This is a genomic window from Pantoea sp. VS1 (assembly GCF_002207995.1).
Taxonomy (GTDB): Bacteria; Pseudomonadota; Gammaproteobacteria; order Enterobacterales; family Enterobacteriaceae; genus Pantoea; species Pantoea dispersa.
Window position 1 is genome coordinate 1 of sequence record NZ_NHZE01000104.1, and the last position, 1,426, is coordinate 1,426.

The window sequence follows — 1,426 nt, forward strand, 5'->3', positions numbered from 1 at the left end:
CCGGCGGGTCAGTCAGATGGCTTCGCTTCGGCGCCAACCCGTTTCGCTCCCTCTTGCCAGATAATTCCGCCTCAATAATACTGTACATATAAACAGTAAAATAACAGGAGGAATTTTATGCGCGATTTACTCAGCTCTTTCGCAGTCGCACTGCAGCGCGGCCGGGGCAGCAGGTCATGAACCCGGGCAGCTATACCGCCGGCCTGACGCTGCTCTGGCCACCCATTTTTACGCCGAGGGTCAGGGTACCGCTTTATGCCGATCCGTGCGCCGCCGGCTTCCCCTCCCCTGCACAGGATTACGTCGAGAAAGAGCTCGATCTGAATGAATTGTGTATCCGCCGGCGCGCCTCAACCTTCTTCGTGCGCGCCAGTGGCAACAGCATGCGTGACCTGGGCCTCTGCGACGGCGACGTCATGGTGGTTGACCGGGCCGAGGAAGCCGCGCACGGCGATATCGTGATTGCCGAGGTCAACGGCGAGTTTACGGTTAAGCGTCTGCAGCTGCAGCCCAGGCTCGCGCTGCTGCCCATGAATCCGGCCTATCCGGTGATCTACCCGGAGGAGCTGCAGCTGCTCGGCGTCGTGACCTGGTTCTTTAACAGTACCCGTGCCCGCCGGAGGTGATCATGCCCATGTTTGGCCTGGCCGACGTTAACTCCTTTTACGCCAGCTGCGAGGCGCTGTTCCGCCCAGACCTGCGAGGCAGGCCGGTGGTCGTGCTGAGTAACAACGACGGCTGCGTCATCGCGCGCAGCGCCGCTGCCAAAAAACTCGGCATAAAGATGGCCGCACCGTGGTTTCAGATAAAAAATGAGGGATATCCTGAAAAGATTCATATATTTAGCTCAAATTACGCCCTGTACCACTCGTTGTCGAACAGGGTCATGATGGCTCTGGAGGAAATGACGCCGAAGGTCGAGCAGTACTCTATTGACGAGATGTTCCTTGATTTAACCGGCATTGATGGCTGTGAGGACTTTGAGCACTTCGGCCGGCGCCTGCGCGCGCACGTGCTGGCCACAACCGGCCTGACCGTCGGTGTGGGAATGGGTATGACAAAAACCCTTTCAAAATCAGCACAATGGGCCAGCAAAGAGTGGCCGCAGTTCCGCGGGGTGCTGGCACTGACGCCGGATAATCCAAAGCGTACCGCGACGCTGCTGGAAAATCAGCCCGTTGAGGAGATATGGGGCGTTGGCCGGCGCATCGGCAAAAGGCTCAACCTGATGGGCATTGAAAACGCCCTGCAGCTCTCACGCGCGCACCCTGCCCTCATACGGAAAAACTTCAGCGTGGTGCTCGAGCGCACCGTTCGCGAGCTCAACGGGGAATCGTGCATTCCCCTCGAGGAGTTTGCGCCGGCGAAACAGCAGATCGTCTGCAGCCGCTCTTTTGGTGAGCGCATTACGACAAAAGTGGCCATG

The 1,426-nt window shown here is 58.6% G+C and carries 2 protein-coding genes; both read left to right on the forward strand.

Annotation, left to right across the window (positions count from 1 at the left end; translation table 11 throughout):
• Positions 1-176 precede the first annotated feature (176 nt).
• Positions 177-626, forward strand: coding sequence for a translesion error-prone DNA polymerase V autoproteolytic subunit (umuD, locus tag CBW22_RS24090; protein WP_021507970.1), 450 nt, complete (start codon positions 177-179; stop codon positions 624-626).
• A gap of 8 nt (positions 627-634) precedes the next feature.
• The coding region (gene umuC / locus CBW22_RS24095) for a translesion error-prone DNA polymerase V subunit UmuC (protein WP_141097365.1) at positions 635-1,426 on the forward strand (792 nt) is incomplete at its 3' end.

What these genes read in the sequence shown, in the direction of transcription:
- umuD (WP_021507970.1), top strand. Translation starts at nt 177, where the DNA reads ATGAACCCGGGCAGCTATACCGCCGGCCTGACGCTGCTCTGGCCACCC.